At 34.6% G+C, this 18,637-nt stretch carries 17 protein-coding genes; 10 read left to right on the top strand and 7 right to left on the bottom strand.

Features of this window, described 5'->3' with window-relative positions:
• The first annotated feature begins 562 nt into the window (after positions 1-562).
• From MKS11_RS03615 to MKS11_RS03660, 10 genes are all read left to right on the top strand, one after another.
• Positions 563-1,408, top strand: a complete 846-nt coding sequence (locus MKS11_RS03615) for a DUF6387 family protein (protein WP_001067212.1) — start codon at positions 563-565, stop codon at positions 1,406-1,408.
• A gap of 280 nt (positions 1,409-1,688) precedes the next feature.
• Entirely contained in the window at positions 1,689-1,895 is a 207-nt protein-coding gene (locus MKS11_RS03620; RefSeq protein WP_000795663.1) for an AlpA family transcriptional regulator, read from the top strand.
• A 20-nt stretch (positions 1,896-1,915) separates the two neighbouring features.
• Complete coding sequence (locus MKS11_RS03625) at positions 1,916-2,215, top strand: hypothetical protein (protein WP_001019190.1); 300 nt, start codon at positions 1,916-1,918, stop codon at positions 2,213-2,215.
• Positions 2,216-2,510: 295 nt separating this feature from the next.
• Positions 2,511-3,713, top strand: a complete 1,203-nt coding sequence (locus MKS11_RS03630; RefSeq protein WP_008322898.1) for a site-specific integrase — start codon at positions 2,511-2,513, stop codon at positions 3,711-3,713.
• Positions 3,706-5,010, top strand: a complete 1,305-nt coding sequence (locus MKS11_RS03635; protein ID WP_008322896.1) for a tyrosine-type recombinase/integrase — start codon at positions 3,706-3,708, stop codon at positions 5,008-5,010. Before MKS11_RS03630 ends, MKS11_RS03635 begins: the two co-directional genes overlap by 8 nt.
• The gene (locus MKS11_RS03640) at positions 5,007-6,881 is read left to right on the top strand and encodes a hypothetical protein (protein WP_059347504.1); all 1,875 of its coding nucleotides are present in this window, start codon (positions 5,007-5,009) and stop codon (positions 6,879-6,881) included. Before MKS11_RS03635 ends, MKS11_RS03640 begins: the two co-directional genes overlap by 4 nt.
• A gap of 14 nt (positions 6,882-6,895) precedes the next feature.
• Positions 6,896-7,282, top strand: coding sequence for a hypothetical protein (locus MKS11_RS03645; protein WP_001062149.1), 387 nt, complete (start codon positions 6,896-6,898; stop codon positions 7,280-7,282).
• A 95-nt stretch (positions 7,283-7,377) separates the two neighbouring features.
• Complete coding sequence (locus tag MKS11_RS03650; RefSeq protein WP_001549555.1) at positions 7,378-7,806, top strand: hypothetical protein; 429 nt, start codon at positions 7,378-7,380, stop codon at positions 7,804-7,806.
• Between the two features lie 90 nt (positions 7,807-7,896).
• A complete protein-coding gene (locus MKS11_RS03655) occupies positions 7,897-8,598 on the top strand; it encodes an ankyrin repeat domain-containing protein (protein ID WP_001549554.1) in 702 nt (233 codons plus the stop codon).
• A 74-nt stretch (positions 8,599-8,672) separates the two neighbouring features.
• The gene (locus MKS11_RS03660; RefSeq protein WP_001549553.1) at positions 8,673-8,903 is read left to right on the top strand and encodes a hypothetical protein; all 231 of its coding nucleotides are present in this window, start codon (positions 8,673-8,675) and stop codon (positions 8,901-8,903) included.
• Between the two features lie 54 nt (positions 8,904-8,957).
• On the opposite strand, the gene MKS11_RS03665 is transcribed toward MKS11_RS03660, so the two are convergent.
• From MKS11_RS03665 to MKS11_RS03695, 7 genes are all read right to left on the bottom strand, one after another.
• Positions 8,958-9,275, bottom strand: coding sequence for a hypothetical protein (locus MKS11_RS03665; RefSeq protein ID WP_001549552.1), 318 nt, complete (start codon positions 9,273-9,275; stop codon positions 8,958-8,960).
• 19 nt (positions 9,276-9,294) lie between these two features.
• Positions 9,295-9,681, bottom strand: a complete 387-nt coding sequence (locus MKS11_RS03670) for a hypothetical protein (protein ID WP_001549551.1) — start codon at positions 9,679-9,681, stop codon at positions 9,295-9,297.
• A 530-nt stretch (positions 9,682-10,211) separates the two neighbouring features.
• A complete protein-coding gene (locus MKS11_RS03675; RefSeq protein ID WP_284109374.1) occupies positions 10,212-11,414 on the bottom strand; it encodes a relaxase/mobilization nuclease domain-containing protein in 1,203 nt (400 codons plus the stop codon).
• Positions 11,383-11,820 carry a hypothetical protein gene (locus MKS11_RS03680; RefSeq protein ID WP_001549549.1) on the bottom strand — a complete coding sequence of 146 codons (438 nt, stop codon included), beginning with the start codon at positions 11,818-11,820 and terminating at the stop codon, positions 11,383-11,385. Before MKS11_RS03680 ends, MKS11_RS03675 begins: the two co-directional genes overlap by 32 nt.
• A gap of 406 nt (positions 11,821-12,226) precedes the next feature.
• A complete protein-coding gene (locus MKS11_RS03685; protein WP_009308466.1) occupies positions 12,227-12,904 on the bottom strand; it encodes a hypothetical protein in 678 nt (225 codons plus the stop codon).
• Positions 12,905-12,970: 66 nt separating this feature from the next.
• Positions 12,971-14,788, bottom strand: coding sequence for a phospholipase D-like domain-containing protein (locus MKS11_RS03690; RefSeq protein ID WP_001549546.1), 1,818 nt, complete (start codon positions 14,786-14,788; stop codon positions 12,971-12,973).
• Positions 14,778-18,425: an AAA domain-containing protein gene (locus tag MKS11_RS03695; protein ID WP_284109375.1), complete on the bottom strand. Its 3,648-nt coding sequence runs from the start codon at positions 18,423-18,425 to the stop codon at positions 14,778-14,780. Before MKS11_RS03695 ends, MKS11_RS03690 begins: the two co-directional genes overlap by 11 nt.
• Positions 18,426-18,637: the final 212 nt, after the last annotated feature.

Consider the following 18,637-nt stretch of genomic DNA (forward strand, 5'->3'; position numbering starts at 1 on the left):
CCGGCCGCGGACGCGGCCGGAGTGTGCAAGGGTTGTGCGAGATGTCGCGAGTGGTCTTATCCTGAGAGGGGGGCTAGCGGGGTATCGGTAACGTGAAAATACCAGAGCTTTTCGTTGGGCCTATCAATGGGCCTAAAAGGTTCGGATTTAATGAGTTCTCTTCGGACTTCGCGGGACAAATTGCAGATACAAAAAAGCCCGCAGGGCTTGCGCCGTGCGGGCTCTCAGGACTTCATCGGATGACTCTGGTAATCACCGATGGAGAATTTTGGGCTGGCGTCCCTGTAATTAGCCATTCATTCCATTGATTTTTAATGTTATTTATACTTTGAATTTTATGTGTGGTTCTAAAAAGGAACCATAAATCGTAATGGTATGGGTTATCACGATTAGCGGATTGGAGAATTGTATCAAAAGGAAACAAATTCTTCAGTTCAACTCCCTGCTAGTAGCTGAACTGCGCAAGCAGGATCTGCTTTTCACCGATTAGTGAATGCGGTAGTTTTTCAGCGAAACTGAATTCTATCCGTAGGGCAGTACCAGCATAGGTGGAGAATGGATTTTGAACAACTGGTCACCAGAGCACACAAAAGACATCAAGAGTTGGTTTAAGATTGATACATATCGCAAATTTGAAGACCTCTCATTGCTCCAGTTTTACCATGAGATATGGGCTCGTAACTTGTTCTTTAAGGAGTATCGGGAAGAGTTTGAGAGCAGAACTCTTATGGGTTACTTCTCAAAAATTTTCAGTGGCAATCCTTTTTTAATTGAAGAAGGGCAACTGGGATACATGACTCCTGCCAATAAACTTTTTCAGCCTCCCCATTTTTTTCTAACAACTCTTGATCGCCTTGCTGAAACGAGCATCATTGCTATGCAACGCGGAGGTTTTGTTTGGGATGGTGATGACAATTATTCAATAAACAGAGATCTTCGGGAAGAATCACTTTCAGATATTATGCCAGATCAGTTTTCACGAACAGTCATGTTCGAGATTGATTTGGCAAGTGGCACAGACGAAGAGATTGCAGAGTCGCTTAAAGCTGCATTACCGCAGTGGCGTAAAATCAAAGGTATCGAACCAGATCCTTTAGAATCAGTTCGCTTTGGGTATGGAACTATCAAGAAACTCATCAGTTATCGTGTGATACCTATGCTGGATATCCTGGTGTGGGCAGCCGTTAAAAAAATCCGTGTCTCTGACGACAGGTTATCCAGACTGCTATATACAGACGATGACGAAGAAAGCGAAATGAGGCAGTCTAGCCAAATCAAAGATACCGACAGGCCTTTGGCTCTTAAATCCTGCACAACTGACTTTATCCGACAATTCCATTACTTCATGAACAAAAATAGCCATTTGAAGCAAATGAAAGTCTCTGATGTAATGAAACTATCTGATTAGAATTACATTTATAACTATTTGTTTTAATTGTTAAAATTAACTAAAGGCATCATTGTGAATGGTGCTTTTTTTTGCGATTTTTACTTTAAACCGGGCATTTTGACACTTGCTATAAAACGGGGGAATTTCAGCTACTCTCAAGTTCCCCTTTTCTGTACGGCACCAACTTCGAGAAAACCATCCTGCATAGCTACGAAGAACCTCCGCTTCAGGAGCTTCGCTCTTTTCTTTTCCCAACTGTTCGTATAGTGACTTCACCGCAACGACAAGGGATAACGAAATGAAAAATCAAGCAACCCGCCTAATACGATTACCAGAAGTTCTCGAACGAACTGGCTACGGAAAAGCCTGGATATATCGTCTGATCAACGATGGTAAGTTTCCTGCTCCTGTCAAAATTGGAAGTCGTGCAGTAGCTTTCGTTGAAAGTGAGATTGATACCTGGATTCAGTCTGTTATCGAAACAAGTCGAAATAATGTTGCTTAATTGAACTTAGGAGTGATTTTATGAATATCGAAGAATTTGTAAGCGAAGAAAACCATATGTGCAATTTATGCGGAGATCTTTTTTACAAGATCTTTGACCAAGAAGTGATTTATGACTTACCTAATAACGAGTTTAATAAAGAAATCATTTACTGGCTCAGTCAGTACCTTGTAGGAAATCTGAGAGAACCTTTAGACTCGATCTCTGAGCTTAATGCTTGCAAACAGATATATGTTTACGAGACCTGGTTATCTCTAATTAAATGTCCTGATGAATTGAAACTCCTAGCGAAGCGGATAATTTTATATCTAATGGATTAAGAGCTTTTTATGAAAATGTAAAGTTTGGCTGCATAATTTATCTTAAAACTTTACAGAATAACTTACATTATTTTGGTTGCCGTTTATTAGCAAGGCAGTGAGATAGTTTTCGAAGTATTAGGTGTACATAAGATTAACTAGATCTACCAGATGATAATTTGACAAGAATAATCGTCTATCTCACTGTTTTAATTTAAATAAATATCTTAATCGATCCAAATAAATTTGTAAATCTACGAAATGCTTATTATTAATATATTGGAATTATACTTTTTGTAAAGTTTAGGAGGAAAATATGTGCAGTATTTGTGTGGATTCTTTTATGTTCGAAAATGGTGAGAGATATTGTCATGTTGTAAATAAAGATACTGGTGAGCCATTGTATTATCCAAACTTGTATATAACAACACAAGTCAGGAATCGGTCAGAGTCTATATCAACAATGAAGGTTATCGCTGGGAGCATTTCATTGTTATATCGATTCTTTATGAGAAAAAATATCAATATTGATGAAAGAATTCAGAAAAGGATATTTCTGGCTCCTCATGAAATTGAAGATTTGATCGAATTCACTTCATTCAATTTTCGAGATGGCGAGAATGATAATTTTAGAAGTTCAAATGTCAAAAAACCAACTAAGTACTTTCGGATAACAACCATAGCTAACTATCTGGAATGGCTGTGCAAAATACATCTTTCTCATACAGGACAGAAGGATACTCTCAAATATATTTTAGATTTCATAAACAACATAAAACGAAAGAAACCGAGAAATAATGATAAATATAATATGGATATAGAAAAAAGTTTAAATAATGAACAATTGGATTCTTTGTTTAGCATTCTTGCACCGGGTAGCAAATTAAATCCTTTTTCAGAAAAAGTGCAAAAAAGAAACAATCTAATATTCCTGCTATTACACTGCTTTGGCCTGAGAGCAGGTGAACTTTTGAATCTGCGAATTGGTGATATAGATTTTGCAGAATCGACAATTGCAATAAGAAGAAGAGCAAATGATAAAACAGATCCGCGAGTGTATCAGCCTTTAGTTAAAACTTGTGAGAGGAAATTAATTGCTGATAAAAAGCTCATGTTTGAAATTTCAGATTATATTCTGAATGATCGAAGAAACATAAAAAATTCTAACAAACATGATTTCCTGTTTATTACTTATAAGGAAGGAAAAACTCAAGGGCAACCTATTTCATTTTCTTCATATCACAAAGTGGTGAGTGTTGTTCGTCAATCCTCCTCACTTCTAGGGGGATTGACAGGTCACAAACTCAGACATACATGGAATTATGAGTTTTCGAAAGCAATAGACAAGAATCAGGACATATCCGATGAAAAAGAGCAACAAATCCGTTCTTATCTCATGGGATGGCGACCGGGTTCAGAAACTTCAATGATTTATAATCGCAGGCATATTTATGAGCTATCGAAAAAAACTGCACTTGAACAACAAGAGCAACTATTCAAAGGAGAATTTGATGAATAATTTAATTAAAAATAAATCTGATAAAATGTCTTTGCATGAACATAAAATCGTCAGTTCGATTGAAAATAACGGAATCAATCTTACAAACTTAATATATGCTATGAACGAAAATTTGGTTTGTGGGTTTGTATATACAGTACAATATTATTTTAATAGCAACAGCTATTTGTATGTGAAAAATATTGTTAGAAATATGGAGAGTCTTATCCGTAAACTATCTCCTACTCATATTGATGATAAGGTTCTAATTGAATATCAAAATAAGAAATTATCAAAAGCCTCAGCATCATTTCGCGTTTTACGACCATTTTTGATTAAATGGTTTGAGTTAGGATATCCGGGAATAGATGAAAGTGCGGTAGAACTGTTAAAGCATTTGGACCTAAAAATAAAAAAATCTGGTCAGTCTGTGCTTCAAGATGATCCAACAGAGGGACCATTAAATAAAGAAGAACATACTTCTTTGATTAAGGCTATGAATCATGCATATAGAAAAGGTGAACTGTCACTGCCACATTATGCAATATCACTATTGATCAGTCTTACAGGTAGAAGACCTCAGCAGTTAGTTATGTTGAAATATAAAGACCTTCTTCAAAAGAACTTAGATAATGGCAAAGTAGAATATGTAATTTCAGTGCCACGAGTAAAACAACGGGGTAAAGAACTACGATATCGAGAACTTGCAATAATATCAGAGGTTGCATCAATTGTTCAATTGCAAGCTAATCAATCAGTGAAACTTGTTGAGCAAGCTCTTGGAAAAACTCTTGATGATTATTCTAAACGAGAAGTTCCTATTTTCTTAAATGAGGAAAAACTCTCAGATTTATCCATAACAGGTTCAATTCTTCTGGAATATAATAAATTATATGCGAAGCCTACAATTGCTAATGTAGCATTGAAAAGTATTGTTAATAATGGGAATGTAATATCCAACCGTACCGGTTCGATACTAAATATTACTCCTCGTAGGCTTCGTTATACAATAGCAACTATGCTGGCTAAGAATGGGCATAATGTTAATACTATAGCTGAATTATTGGATCATTCATCTACTTCAAGTGCGGGGATTTATATTAAAAATCATGCTGACAGTGTTGAAAGGATTGATTCCGCTGTTTCAGAACAATTGTCATTTGTCGCTGATATTTTTATGAACGGAATCAAATCGAAAAAGAGTAGTCATTTCAAATTTTTTTCTTCAAGTAGATGCCAGAGTCAGAATTCAGGATTTCCTTGCAATCAATGTATGTTTTTTATTCCGATTGATCGCAGTGAGGTGAATCAACTATGAATAATATTATTTTGTTCAAATCAAAAAAACATATTCTTGTAGAAGAAAATTATAATGAGTTCATAAAATTTTGTCGCTATCAACTGCCCGGACTAACCCAAACTCAGGATTGGGAGCAGTATGCCTGGAAAGGATATGTCACATTTAGAAAAATAGGGATTGGAAATAAAATCTTTGATTCCATTGATGCAATGCACGAAGATTATATCAATTTTGCGAAAGCATATATCAGATATCAACACACATTGAAACCATTAAAAAATTATGGGGTTATTATGATGGCCTTGCGATGTCTCGAACAGGCCCTTTTGCAGGTTCAGAAAACTGGTCTCATTTATAATGTTACAGCCGTTGTTTTCGATGAGGCAATGCAGATCGGGAGTAAATATTTTGAAGGTAACGTTTTGGCTAAATGTGGAATACAGCTTGAAAAAATATCAAAGTTTCTGTGTGAACATAATCTTGTGAAGTCAGGATATATCTCATGGAAAAACCATGTAAAACAGAAAGTCAAAAACAATTATCTTCCTGAGATTGAGGATTATCACCGAAGCGATAAGTTACCAGATGAAGAAGCATTGCTCGCTATTGCTGATATTTTTTCTCAAAATGATGAGTTACTGAGTCCAAGGGATATGTTCACCAGTTCAGTATTTGCACTTCTACTTTGTTGTCCGAGCAGAATTTCTGAAATTTTAGCCTTACCTGCTGATTGTGAGATTACACAAATAGATGGCAAGGGTATCGAAAGATATGGTTTGAGATTTTATTCGGTAAAAGGGTATGGCCCTAATATCAAATGGATTCCACGGGTTATGATACCAGTTGCAAAGAAAGCGATTAGAAGATTACTTTCCTTATCACAAAATGCAAGAGCACTTGCTCACTGGTGCGAAAAGTACCCGGATAAATTTTACCGACATGAGCTTTGCCCAACAGTTGATGAAAAAGCTAAATTGACCGTTGTACAAGTTTGCCATGCACTGGGGTATAATTTATTTGATCATAAATCATGTGTTTTAAAAATTAAAAGAACGAGTTTGGATGGTGGGAAAAGTTTCTTAAACCACAATGATTACAACTATTCATTGAGTAATTTGTGGGAAATTATTAGTTCTAATTTTAGCAGAGATTTTCCATGGTATGATAAAGAAAAATCCATAAAATTTAGTAATGCTTTATGCTTGCTCAATACTGATCAATTTTCTTTATCAAGAATGACTTCAATTTTCACATTTTACAAACCTACTAAAAGTTTCTTTTTCAGTGACATACAAAGAAAAAAAAGCTATGAGATGAATTATAAAAATATATTTTCCCGATATGGGTATTATGATGATGAAGGTAAACCACTACTTATTCGCTCACACCAGCCACGGCACCTTTTAAACACAATAGCCCATTATGGTGAAATGTCTGAACTGGATATAGCTAAATGGTCTGGTCGTATCAATGCGAATCAGAACAGAGTTTATAACCATGTGTCAGAAGAAGATATGTTAGATAAAATCAAAGCTATTAAATTGAATAGGAGTAATTACTGTCAAAGGGAGTCAATACCCACAAATGAATTGACAATTGATTTTGATAACCTTAATCAAGGTGCAATACACTTAACTGAATTTGGTTACTGTGTACATAACTATTTAATCAAGCCTTGTACAAAAATTAATCATCTTATTGAATGTGATAATGAAACACCGGACTTTAACTCAGTAGATAGAATTAGGCTGCAATCTGTCCGAGAGAAAGTAATGCAATTAAAGAGAATAACTCAGATCGCTTATGAAAATGGTGATTATGGTGCAGACAAATGGTTGCAACACCATGAAAAAAATTTGGAAAGAATTAATAAGCTTTTGAATAATTAAAACAGGAGATACTTATGGCAAAACATTTGAACAGGAGTGAAATAAAAGCAATTAAACACATTATACTGACTTGGGACGGTAAAATCACATGGAGTGATTTATGTGAATCAGTGTATAAGAATCTAAACAGAACTATCACAAGGCAATCTTTAAGTGCTCATGATGAAGTTGTTGAAGCATATAGAATAAAGAAAAGTTTGTCCAATTTGAAAAAATCTGGTCTAAAGAAACCAGCTAACTTAACTATTGCGGCACAACAAATAATAAACCTTAAAGCCGAAAACGAAATGTTGAAAAAACAGAACAATAGATACAAAGAGCAATTTAGCTATTGGCAGTATAATGCTTACAGACATGGTCTCACTATGGAACAATTGAATAGACCATTTAATAAAAAATAATAGTTGATAGGTTACACCTATTGACAAGTTAAATAAATGAGATAAATATAAACATATGGTCAGGAAGACTATTTCATTATGCAAGGATGCATTTTATGGACAAAAACATCATCAATCTAGAGTTTACTCTAGAAGAGCAACTTATCATTATTGTCGATAAGTATATCTCAAAAAGATACCAGCCAGGCGATAAAAGTTTCTCATACCAGCTATACCTGCTTTTTGTTGGCTATCATTTAAAGTATTTCTACCCAAGACAGCTATACATTCGCTCTAATCGTAACATAGACAACATTATGACGATGTTCAGTTCTGTATACAAATGCCTTACAAGTACTTTGTTGCAGCGATTGAACAATAAGGAGGCTGTTATCAGAGAGCTAAACTCTCTCGTGAACTATATTGACAACAATCAAGAAAAAGCAGAAGAAATCTATACAATTTTTAAAGCTCAGTATGAAATGAGAGTTATAGAGAAAGAAATTACTCACGAAGTTGTAAAAGTTAGAAATTTGCGGCTTTAATTATTATAAATATAAATCTGTAATTTATTTGAATATTATCTTTTTTCGCGCTAAATAAAAGAAAACGATAATATTTTTGCAGGATTAATTATGATAAGAACAGAATGGTTAGAGTTAGAGCCAGAGGTTTTACCACTTTCTACACATAGGGGGATGCTTGACCAGACTCTTTTATTTGAAGCTACAAGCGTTGATGAAGTGAACTGGTTGATTAAAAATGGTGTTGATATCAACCACCGAAATTTCGTTGGTAAAACCGCACTGTGGAAATCGGGTTATTATGATTATGAAATTGAAATAATAGATCGATTGTTTGAAGCAGGTATTAATCCAGATCTTTTAAATTTTGAAGGTGAGCATGTTTTATCGGGAATGGGTTATTTTGGACATCCTGAAATATTTATGAAGCACAGGGGCAAAATAAAGTCTACTGACATTCATATCAGGGATATACATTTATCCCACATTGATAAAATGAAACGAGGTATTGAAATACTTCTGGGAAATGGCTTTCAGGTGCATTATCCCCGCTATATGAATATTGAGGACATTACTCTCTGGGATGAAGAGCAGGCATGGTATCGAACAGAGCAAGAGAATATTAACATGAAAATATACTATATGAAAAAACGAAATGATTACATCAAATTTTTAGAGTATCTGGACAAACAAAAAAGAGCTATAAGATTAGTTAGTGTCAGAGCGAATAGCAAGGACATTACTCTCTTTGATATTAAGGAAATGATTGAAAGACTTCGATTAATGAAACCAGAATTGTATATTGTTAAGTAATCTAATTTTTGTTTGATTTTCCCAACGGATAGCATCATACTTATAGCTCATTTGGTTTATAAGAGAACAACCTCATGGCTTATGGAAAAAATCCCTTCTCAAAATCACCACTCCCAACAGGTGATTTTAAAACCTCTCAAAAAAGACTTACCGCAGAGATAAAAGAAGTCGAAGGTAAAAAAGTCATTTTTATCTACTATGAAGGGACTAATGATGTTTATGATGGTCCAGAAGCGACTCAATACACTACACTTGAAGATGCACAAGGTTTCTGTAACAATTATAATAAACAGCTAAATATTTAATGAATATTCAAATAAAAGCCCCTACTATTAGGGGCTTTAAAGCAATATGGCTTTCTATTGTTGTATTTCTTTCCAGATACCATCAGCTTTCACAAGCTTAACAGGCTTTGTCTGTTTCATATTGCTAATCGAGGCATCGACAATGCAGTTATAAACATTGTTTGCTTCTTCTGTGCAACTTACTTTCTTCACATAATCGATTCTTAAAAGATCTTTTTCGGGAATACTTGAGTTCAGAGCTTTCATACTTGCATTTGACCTGTCTACAACACTTTTAAAAACATTAAATATATCTTTTTCAGAAGGTTCTGAATTACAGGCTGTTAATAGAAAAGTAGAAAGGATAACTGCGAGAATTGAGTATGTTTTCATTTTCTTGTCCAGGAAACGATTAATTAAGAATGCCAGATTTTGTATTGTTATTATCAGTAGAGAATGTCCATTTGCTTACGGTTTCTCCATTGAAGTCGATTTCGAGAGTTTTAGACTGAGTCTGGGAACCGCCAGTTAGCAAACCAACAACAGGGATAAAAGTCGAGGCATTGAACTGATTGTTATACATGAAATATCTCCATTGCTCGTTGCCATCGTCAAGAGTCGTTCTGGTATCAGGCTCACCAAGTTGAGCAACTAGCTCTGCCTTAGTTGTTTTGTTTTTAATTATTTTTGATTGTAGACTCTGTGCCGTTTCATTTTTGATTTTTTGGTTGCCGGATGTAGAACAGCCAGAAATTGAAAATATTGCAATAAAAAATGATGTAACAATAAATTTATTCATTTTATCTTCCTTATTATATTTGGACAGGGTTAGCTTTTATGTGTGAAAACGGCTCTGTGTGCAAATTTCTTACGTAAAAAAAATCTTAAAGAAATTGCTGACGCAAAATAGATAACGACAGTTAATATAAAATTTTGACTGATAGCGAATATAAGAAAAGCAATCGCTAACAGCACAATTCCTATTAGTAAAGCTAACCAGGCTGAAACGGCTCCATATCTAATAGTTGAATGACAGCCAGTGCAGACACGGACACCAAACGGACTCTCCTGAAAGCAGAACGGGCACTTAATTGTTTCGTTTTTCATAGCAACCCCAGGGTGGAAGATTTACTGCTGTTTGTAGGGATTCTCGATGACCGACTCGCTTTAGTAAAATTGCTTGTACCGATCGATGATTGTTACTTGATAGTTATTGTCTATCATAGCTAGATTATCGATCTGTAATAACGATCAATATTTTCTTGACTAAACACAAATTTATTACTAAGCAATTGAGTTAGGTTACGAAAGGTGTTTACAACTAGCTGTCTATAAACGAATTTTTCTTGTAGGTTTCAGATGATGTGTTGAATAGACTTCTGAGAAGTTTGTAGGAACCTTGTGGAGGATGCTCTTTCCATATTTTCTGAGAAGCTCTATGAGCCGTTGTAAAAAGGGAATCCAGCCGGTGAGCCTGAGATGCTTTTGCTGTTTGGCTGCATTCTTTTGAAGGATCTTTTCTACGATTTCGTTCCGTTTGTCTTCTCTGAGCCGTAGTTCCAGTTCTGCAATTTTTTTACCGATACTTTCCTTTCTCTCAGCGGTTTTCAAAACTATTGCAGGAGCAGGAGCAGGAGCAGGAGCAGGAGCAGGAGCAGGAGCAGGAGCAGGAGCAGGAGCAGGAGCAGGAGCAGGAGCAGGAGCAGGGATAACTCCCTTTGTTGTTCGCAGAGCTTCTAAGTGATCTGGGTTGTAGTTAAGCTGCTTTTGAAGATTTACCCAAGAGTATGCCTTTCCAAGTTTGGATGCCTTGAAAGCGATATCGCGGTATTCGAATGAGAAGCCGTTCATCTTACCGGTAGAAGCAATGTTAGCCGTCCAGCCGACTTCAGCTTCTTCCAGTCGTTTTATAAAAGTTAAAAGATCAGGTGTATCTGCCAAACTTTTATCAAGTATCTGTTGTAGAGCTTCTTTAGGGGAGGGAAGGCCAGTCCGTTCTGCAAGCATCTGTTCATTACGGGAAACTTTTCTTCGCTTCTGTTGCTTTGGTGTAATGGAAGGGGCTGGCTTGGTCACTGTCAGACCGTGAGCGATTTCGAGTTCACTAATGATCCGTGTGCTGATAAGGTTTTCATTCCTACCCAAGTAGAGCTTCCCTCCATTGAGGTCTATGCGACTTGCGATAATGTGTATGTGCTGACCAGCCGGATCGTCATGAAGCACATAGCAACGAACATGAGTATCACTGAATCCCATTCTCTTCATGTAGTCGTCAGCTATCCTTGCCCATTGGTCATTCGATAATGATTCACCATCAGGTAAGCGAAGCGAGTTGTGCCAAACTGGTTTTGCGACATCCTGGCGAAGATGCTTGGTGCTATCGAACTCTGCAATCATTTCATGGGCGGTGTCACCCAGCATATTGCCCCCGATTACGACTGGATCGCATTTATGATGTGCTCCCGGTTTCAATGCGTATTGGACCACACCAGCAAAGTTCTTACCCCTGCGAATCTTCCGCATACCCTTCATTCGGGAGGCTCCATATACTGTCACTTAAAAGATTCGTGCGAAGCTCTTCCAGTTGTCGCTTCACAGCGAACAATTCAGTATGGGTAAGCTGACTGTCCTTGCTTTTACAATCTATATGGGTCGCAATTCGATTTAGCTTTTGCGATATATCAGTTAAAGCTTTCCAGGCTTTGGTATTAATCGTTGGTATAACAGGAGGCAACTTTTGAAGGGAAGCCATGCGAAGCCACTCGCCTTTTTTATAAGAGCCTCGCTTTATATTAAGGAGTTGCAGTTCTTCAACATTCAATCGGACACTGACACAATAGCTTCTTACTGCTTCTGAAGGAATTTTACTTTTATTAAAACTACCACGGCGGGAAGTTTTGGATAGATCTATATCATCGCTATAATTTATCTTATGCATATAAACTCCATTTTGTATGATATTAATTAGTTAGCATAATCCATATGCTTTATATATCACTTATATAACGAATGAGTTTTTTGTCAATCTATAGGATGGATTGTTTTGATTTCTTTTATTGTCTGACTGAAAGGAAGCAAGAAAAGCAAGAGCTTTATAGAACGGTGCAACCGCTTCTATAAATTAGCTCTTGCTTATATTTAGAGGGATTGTTGACTTTGAGATTGAAATTGCTATAACTGTATTTATTAATAATGAGGAGGGTATATGAAGATAGCTTTTTTCCTTGCACTTGTTGCTTCAATCAATTTAAATGTATTGGTTTTTTTTCCGAAGTACTCTGGTTGGTTAGGCATGATGGATTTTTACATAGTGATTTTTTCATTAGGATGGGTTCTTTATCAAGTTAAATATAGTCGCGTAAATAAATAAAAACCCAAGGTGCACTTGTCATTCCAATCGCTACAAATAGAACTAATTTGTAATAAAAGTTATTGTGAGTTATTAAGTCTGGTATTGCAGTATTTGATGGTGTATTATTCATAACAGAAGCCGAAGGTCCATCATTTTTGGGTTCAGCATTCAATTTCTTTTGCTTTATTACCTGGTTTTCTTTATGTCTGTCATTTATAAATTCGACTATTGTTATTAAAGTTTTACCAACAGTTGAAATAAGTATTAAAACTTTTATACCAATTTGATAGAGGTGTTCTGCAATGTACTGCAAATCTGTAAAACTTTTATAAAATTCATAATCGAATAAAAATAAATATAAAGCATAGCTTGCTGATGCAAATAATATTGCATCATTTAATGATTTAACGGATTTACCTCGGTAAATATACCATAGTGCTATAAAAAGACCGCCAGCAATAATAGGGAGGATGCTAATGTAATCAGGGATTATATCGGTGCTTAGAGGTTTTAGATAATGTTTTACGTTCTTGATTAGATAAAATATGCTAATTGAAAGAGCAATTAAACATGCAATAAAGAAAAAAATATTTTTGATGATTATTTTCCATTTTTTTTCTTTATTGGGATAGTTGCTATTGCTATTGCTGTTGCTAATTTCTTCAGTCATATAGTTACCTTGCAAATAACATAAGTACAATAGGATATCTTTCTACAAGATATCCCATAGCTTGTTTCAGTAATTAGGCGAAATTAAAGAAAATATATCTTTTCTTTCTATAAAGATGCCAAGCTCATCATATGGGTTTCCGTAAGCTGAGGCTGAAAGCCAATTAAGACTCGTGATCAAAATGTTGTCATTATCCCATGATAATATTTTTGCATGAGAAATAGGATCTTTCTTCTTCTCTAAAGTAATTCCATTTTTTCTTAAAGAGTTACTCATGTCATCAAGTTGCTGTGAATTGATACCTCCGCTAAGAGATGAGTAATACATGTTAATATTAAGACTGCTATTGGCTGTCATTGATGTTATCAAGGGAGTTAAAATAGGTCTTTCTGCATTATTACTAATTCTATGACTCGCAATAAATATTGATTTTGTTGCTTTGTCTCTTGCATCTAAAACAAAATCATGATGCTCATTTTTTGTGATGATTTTAATTCTTACATTTTTGTTCGCAGAATCTTCTGATGATAAATGCTCACAAGCTTTTTTCAATTCGTATGAAATGGCTGAAATAGATTTGCTTAAGTTGTTAGATACTCTAGATTTTCCTTTAGAAATTATGCTCAAAATATCTAATACTTCAGTCGTCAAGGTATCATTTGTTACGAAAACAGAGCATTCATACCTATTAAATCCACTTGCTAACCAGTTACATGAACCGATGGTTGAACAATATCCGAATTCCATTGTATCGCATACTATAACCTTTGCATGAGAACCTGTTGGATCTGAATGTATTGTAAAAAGGGAGGTTAATCCAAGCTTTATAATTTCTTCTCTATAAGACTTAAGGCCCTCAAGAAATTGGTTATAACTTCCGATACTTCTCTCATCATCGGGTTCTTCTTGGCCCCATAAGATATCAACTTGAACTCCGCGTTTAGCAGCATCAGTTAATTTCTGAAAGATTGATTCAAAGTTTTTTAAGTGTATAAAAGTTGAATGGATAATGATTCTACTAACAGATTTATCGATCATCGCGATAAGATGATCTCGATGGCTGTCTGAACCTGATATTATTCGGAATTCAGTTTCATTAATATAGTGTTCTTCAAATCTATTTTCAAAAGACTCGGTATTATAAGTGCTTATTTTTGAGTTCTTGCTAAGAGAGTCTATATTAGTATTTATTTCACTTCGCTTCATATTAGCTGCAGCGATAATATCTGCGGCTAATTCTTTTGAGATATCAGATGGAACACCCGTTATGTTATCTGCTTCATCAACTTGTGCTATAGCAAAAGTTCTATTTTGATAATAAGGTCTATCATTAGCTCTTTCCTCATACCCTATAACCTCTTCGTCAGTATCTTCAACACAATTTAGAATGTCTGATGTGAACGGTGAATGTTTGGGGTTTTTAATTTTGAGTTCTGTTGATATCGAGTGTTTATTCTTAAGTAATTCATTTGCTCTTGATGTAGGATATATCTGATAGTTTTGATTTCTTGCATTTACTCGATAACATTTTGCTGTGATTGGATCTATTAAAAACTTCCGAGTAGATTCCAGTGGCTCTCTTTCATAAGGGAGTTCCTCACGATTAGCAACACTCCTTCCTTTGCTGGTAATCCTGAAGTTGTATTTAGAATTCAATTCAACTAATTCAACCCAACCCAATTTCATAAATGGCAATATTATTTCAATTATGAGCCGTTGTGGAAGATTAGATTTTAATGATAGCTCTTCTATAGGATAGGGTTGGAGGCTAATCTCTTGAAGTAAAAAATGATCTAAAGCTCCCCATCTATGGCCTTTAAATATTTTGAATTTATGAACTCCATAATGAAAAGGAATTTTAACATATATGTTTTTATTTTTCATTTTTATTTCCTTTGTTTGTTATAAAGTTTGATGTAATTAATGAAAGCTTTCTCTCATTTAAAGACAAATCCAGTTTATCAGTTAGTCTTGGAATAAAATCATATTCTTTTGAGTTCTCTCTGGATATACGATTAGACCAAGCCTTGAGGAGTTCATATGAACCGACTATGATCAATTTGTACTTTGCTCTACTAAGTAAAACATTTATACGGCGTTGATCTGATAAAAATCCTAATGCACTCTTAATTGTGCTTTTACCATTGTTTCGTACTAATGAAATTAAGACAATATCAGCTTCGCCACCTTGGAACGAATCAACAGTAAGGCAATAACCATCATTATCATCTGGTGGAATGTAATTATTTAAAAGTGTTTTGAATTGATTTTTTTTCTTTTCAATTTCAATATGCTTTGAAATTAATTTAACTTGATTTGAGTATGGAGAAAGAATTGCCAACTTTATTTTTTTTGTTGGGTTGGAGTTCTTGTCCAAATCTTTGAGAATATCTATGATTGCCTTACATTCACTTTCGTTTGACCAGATTGGTGTATGCTCTCCTGCTCTGTTACCTTTAGTTTTTTGTACATCTGGTTGACTAATCCATACCAGTGCTGGTGTATTTGTGAGGTGAGATTCCTCTTTTAAGTTAAGTACTGATTGAAAATCTTCTGTAAGATACTTCCTTTCTTTATCTTTATCGGTAACTAATTTGTTGTTATAAAAAACATTTGAAATCACTTCTGCAATATGAGGATGCATACGGTGCTGGACTGACAGCATTGAGGATAATTTATTGTTTCTTTTATAATCTTTTCCCTTTATTTTTTCATACATTACGTCTTGTCTTTCATCATCAATAATAAGAGATTCAAATAGATTTACATATTTGGCTGCCCGTAATCCTATTTCTCTTGCTTGATCATCGGTTATTGATGAAAAGTGACTATTACGCATTAGTTCATTTTTTAATTTAAAATTACTTATGCTGTCAACTTCTTCAAAGGTGTTTTTAAGTTTTGTATTATTGGTTAAAATGTTTCTTAACTCAATTGAACGATACGGTGGCAATTGATTGTGATCACCGATCATTAATCGTCGGTAGGATAATAAAAGTGGGCTTATTAATTCTATACCTGTAACCTTTCCACTTTCTTCCATGATCGACCAATCAAATTGTGCTCTTTCTTTTATCATTCTCTCTACATAATCTGAATTAGTTGTAGCAAATATTAAGCTTGCTGATTTAATTAGTTGATTAATTAGTGGGTATCTCTTTACTGGAGGAGCTTTAAGCAAACTGGAAATATTACTTTTTAAACTTTGATTGGAAGAGTTTTTGTATAAAGGGCTTTCTACGAACTTCCGCAAATATTCTAATCCAGTTTCATCGGCACTGTTTAATATTATATTATCTTCGCCAGATATTTTGTTGCATCTAATAATTATGGGATCATTTGTATGTTTGTTTTCAGTAAGTAAATCTTTGACAACTTCGTGATATAGATGTTGAACGGTTGCATGACTCTGTGCGGTAAAGAGTATCCTGCTATTAGGTTCTTCTTTAAAGATAAATTTAGAAATTGCTTTGACTAAGTGAGTTTTACCTACTCCCGGTGGACCTTGTACAAGGTTCATTGGCAATGTTGATAATACTTTTGTAAAAACTCTTTGTTTAGATTCATCCAATGAGTCCATTATATCTTTTGCAATTATATCTTCATTGCTTACTGTGAGATTTGAATTAGGGGAAGTAATTACATTCATCAATTCGATATGATTTTCAAGCATATCCAATGTATTTGCATGTCTTGTTATTTGGCGCAGAGTTCCTTCAATCGAGTCGGGAACAATATAAAAATTCCTCCATTCTGGAAGAGGTTTTTTAGAGATGAAGCTATATATTTCTTGATTGTCTTGATCTGTTTCATAGCCATAAAACTCTAAAAGAATCTCTTCGTCAACTCTACTGAAATCATTATTGTCTACTAAACTCCAGGATACCTTATCGTTGTTTTCACTACTATTTATAATCTTTTCAAGCCTGACAGATGGTGAGTCGATACTTAGCGACTTAGACAGTTCCTCCGTTGTTTCGTCAAATTTGGGAATGAATTTAAAGATCCATGAGCTAATATTATCTGGTTCGCTTTCTTCACTGATGTTTTCTACAGGGAAAATTTCTGCTTTTGCATATGCGATATTTGTAATATGAACGGCAGTTAGGCCCTCCAATAATCGAAGATGTTCTTCATTTCTTTTGTTTTTAGTTTTACCTATATCTTTGAAAATCATTTCCCAAGACAGTAGGCTTAATGAGTTATCATTACTATTCAAAAATTTCCTGGCTTCGTAATGAGTATAACATGATATATTATTACTATTTAGTTCAATGTAATTATCTTTACCAAAGAATCTATTTGGCAACTCTAAACATGCATATTGTGAATAACCTAAATCCCATGTTTTGTCACTCGTTCGATGGTCAGGTTGAAATGGTGTTAGTACATAAAAAAGTTCTTTCCCTTTCAATACTACATCATATCGATTGTGTTCTGAGGTATTAACAAATAATACTGGTGAATCTGATAAATCTTCGCTTACGAAACTCTTTATTATATCAGAGTCATCTCTGGATATTGTGAATTCACTTTTCTCAAAGATTATTTTTTGTATGCAGTGAAATAGCTCTTTTTTATCTTTGGTATTATCAGATTGTTCATACTTAGTGTTTATTGCTAACCCATGAATAGTTTTCGTTTTTTTATAGAATTCAGTAAGCTCATCAATTATACCATCTAAAAACTGTAGAATATCTTTTTCACCAAGAAGTTCTTTTATAGCATTTTGCTGAATAGGTTGGATTCCTAATAGACTACGAATTATAGCTACTTCACTAATTGTCAGATCGTACTTAGAAATGAAGTATTCTGCTGGGAACTGCAGAGATTTAATTTCATTTATATCTATTTTTAAAAAGTTTGCTATTAAAATTCCTAAATCGATCCAATCTGTAGCAAAAGTTGATATTTTACCGTGTTCACCAACAGGCTCAATTTTAGCTCTGGTAAGTGTAGGCATTCGGATTGACCACTCGAAGCCGGTCAATTGAAAATCGTTATAATCATCTGATTCATAATCATATGTTAGAATTGAATTTTCATCTAAATGTCGATGTAACAACCCTTGCGCATGAAGCAAACCAATAGCATTTGTAATTCTACAGATATTTTTCCAGAATCTGATTCTAACTGCCGGATCTTTTAAACGGGTGAGCCAGTGGCTTTTTCTTGGGAGAGATAATGTTCTTTTATTCAATAAGTAAGAAGTAGGTACTCTACCATCAGAATTTAAAACAAGATAGTACCCTTCATTTGTTTTTTTTGATTCAACAGGATTTACTATATAATCTCCTACTCCAGGATATCCCTTTAACCTTTGTAGTTGTCGTAATTCATGTTGCCAAATACTTTCAAGAACTTGTTCATCACTTGAGGTATTTCTTGGCCAATGTTTGATAATGTAACTCTCTCCATCTTTAAGGGTAAGAATTACTTCAGGAATATTTCTATTTGATTCTGTTTTTAGTAGATTTCTTTCTATAATCTCATAATTATCAAACAGTTTATTTTCACTCATAGACCAACCTTATTCATAAATGCTGTGTGAACTTTACGGATGAGAATTGTACATTTAAATGCTACCGCCCCAACATATGCATGTATGCTGTACATTGTATTTATTGCTAACATAAAAAAACAATATATACAATGAGTTAAGTAGTGTTGTTTGGTTTGGATCAAAAAAAAAGCTTCTGAAATTATTTGACCAGCTATTGCTTAATCTCAGAA

This window comes from Klebsiella sp. K5-45 (assembly GCF_030128605.1).
Lineage (GTDB): Bacteria > Pseudomonadota > Gammaproteobacteria > Enterobacterales > Enterobacteriaceae > Klebsiella > Klebsiella quasipneumoniae.

Coding starts and splice junctions, on each gene's coding strand:
- MKS11_RS03620 (WP_000795663.1), top strand. CDS start 1,689: ATGAAAAATCAAGCAACCCGCCTAATACGATTACCAGAAGTTCTCGAA.
- MKS11_RS03625 (WP_001019190.1), top strand. CDS start 1,916: ATGAATATCGAAGAATTTGTAAGCGAAGAAAACCATATGTGCAATTTA.
- MKS11_RS03630 (WP_008322898.1), top strand. CDS start 2,511: ATGTGCAGTATTTGTGTGGATTCTTTTATGTTCGAAAATGGTGAGAGA.
- MKS11_RS03635 (WP_008322896.1), top strand. CDS start 3,706: ATGAATAATTTAATTAAAAATAAATCTGATAAAATGTCTTTGCATGAA.
- MKS11_RS03640 (WP_059347504.1), top strand. CDS start 5,007: ATGAATAATATTATTTTGTTCAAATCAAAAAAACATATTCTTGTAGAA.
- MKS11_RS03645 (WP_001062149.1), top strand. CDS start 6,896: ATGGCAAAACATTTGAACAGGAGTGAAATAAAAGCAATTAAACACATT.
- MKS11_RS03650 (WP_001549555.1), top strand. CDS start 7,378: ATGGACAAAAACATCATCAATCTAGAGTTTACTCTAGAAGAGCAACTT.
- MKS11_RS03655 (WP_001549554.1), top strand. CDS start 7,897: ATGATAAGAACAGAATGGTTAGAGTTAGAGCCAGAGGTTTTACCACTT.
- MKS11_RS03660 (WP_001549553.1), top strand. CDS start 8,673: ATGGCTTATGGAAAAAATCCCTTCTCAAAATCACCACTCCCAACAGGT.
- MKS11_RS03665 (WP_001549552.1), bottom strand. CDS start 9,275: ATGAAAACATACTCAATTCTCGCAGTTATCCTTTCTACTTTTCTATTA.
- MKS11_RS03670 (WP_001549551.1), bottom strand. CDS start 9,681: ATGAATAAATTTATTGTTACATCATTTTTTATTGCAATATTTTCAATT.
- MKS11_RS03675 (WP_284109374.1), bottom strand. CDS start 11,414: ATGAAGGGTATGCGGAAGATTCGCAGGGGTAAGAACTTTGCTGGTGTG.
- MKS11_RS03680 (WP_001549549.1), bottom strand. CDS start 11,820: ATGCATAAGATAAATTATAGCGATGATATAGATCTATCCAAAACTTCC.
- MKS11_RS03685 (WP_009308466.1), bottom strand. CDS start 12,904: ATGACTGAAGAAATTAGCAACAGCAATAGCAATAGCAACTATCCCAAT.
- MKS11_RS03690 (WP_001549546.1), bottom strand. CDS start 14,788: ATGAAAAATAAAAACATATATGTTAAAATTCCTTTTCATTATGGAGTT.
- MKS11_RS03695 (WP_284109375.1), bottom strand. CDS start 18,425: ATGAGTGAAAATAAACTGTTTGATAATTATGAGATTATAGAAAGAAAT.